This window comes from Micromonospora sp. M42 (genome assembly GCF_000568915.1).
GTDB lineage: Bacteria > Actinomycetota > Actinomycetes > Mycobacteriales > Micromonosporaceae > Micromonospora > Micromonospora chalcea.
In genome coordinates this window covers 103834-105074 of the sequence record NZ_KK037233.1, presented here as the reverse complement: position 1 = coordinate 105074, position 1241 = coordinate 103834, and the positions used below count along the sequence as shown (strand labels likewise).

General features: G+C 74.1%; 2 pseudogenes and 1 riboswitch. Both pseudogenes read right to left on the bottom strand.

Annotated elements, in window-relative coordinates:
* A pseudogene (locus MCBG_RS00305) lies at positions 1-527 on the bottom strand (cell wall anchor protein); the annotation flags it as partial.
* A 135-nt stretch (positions 528-662) separates the two neighbouring features.
* Positions 663-800: riboswitch (cobalamin riboswitch) on the bottom strand.
* 85 nt (positions 801-885) lie between these two features.
* A pseudogene (locus tag MCBG_RS00300) lies at positions 886-1241 on the bottom strand (hypothetical protein); the annotation flags it as partial.

Here is a 1241-nt window from a genome sequence, read left to right as displayed (position 1 = left end):
TCGAAGGTGTTGCTGGCGTCCGGGCCGCTGTCGGCGGTGGTACGGCTGGTGATCCGTCCCCGCTGGTGCCCGGCGTCGGCCGTGGCGATCAGCGACAGGGTTTCCGCCCGCAGGTCGTAGCCGCCGAAGTCGGTGGGGTCCGCGTCGGCGGCGGCTGCGGCATAGAGCAGTTTGGCGGTGGCCCCGCCGTCGGTGAAGCCCTCGATGCCCCAGTCGTCGTAGCTGTTGTAGGACCGTACGTGTGTCGCGACCTGCGCGGTCGCCGCCTGCCGGGTCGGTGCGTCGACGCCGGTGGCGGACAGCGCGACCAGGCCGTCGATGGTCAGCCCCCAGTCCTCGGGGGCGAACGGGCCGGGCAGCGCCCCGTCGGTGAACTCGCCGGCCAGCCAGGACGCGGCATCGCGGGCGGCGGTGACGTGGGCCGGGGCGGGTGCCGCGACAACGGCCGGCGGGGCGCCGGTGATCGCGGCGAGAGCCGTCACCGTGGCTGTACCGAGAGCGGTGGTGAGACGCCGGGACAGGGGCATCAGGGGTGCCTTTCGCAGAGCGGTCGGTGAAACCTCCGGAAAGCACCCCGAGAGACGGACACCCCGCTCCGCGTGCTGCGGTGGGCGGGGTGGTCGGACCTCGGCGCCCGGACTTCACCCTGTAGACCTCGACAGTGGAAGCCGCTCGTCCCGGGCGGGGCATTCCGGCTCGCGAAAGGGACTCTCGCTCACGGTTGCGGGTCAGCGCCGGCTTCGAACCGGCTTCCCCCCACACGGGACGTATGCAGTTGTGCCCGGCGCACCGGGTGCCGACACCGTACCGCCCGGGCGCGCGACGACGCCAGAGCAGCTGCCGGTACCCGGTGCGCCGCTGGTCACACCGTTCGCAGCCGGCGGGTCAGGGAGCGGCGATGCTCGGCGGGGCGCCGGCGCCGAAGGACCAGCCCTCGACGCTGCCCGGCGCGGGGTTGTAGCCGGTCGCCCCCCGACGTGCTGTAGGACCAGGAGCCGCCGCTGGACGCGTGCCAGTACGACCAGTACGCGGTGGCCGGCGGGGTGTTGACGCACGGCTCGGTCGCGGCGGTGGGCTTGCCGTTGATCCGGCAGACGAAGGCCAGGCCCCAGCGGGCGGTGCCGGTGACGGTGAAGCCGGCGGCCTGAAGCGCGGCCAGGCCGGTGGCCGGATCGCCCGGCGCACAGGCGACCTGGACGCCGCCGCCGAGCGCGGCGAAGTCGACGACCACAGTGACTCCC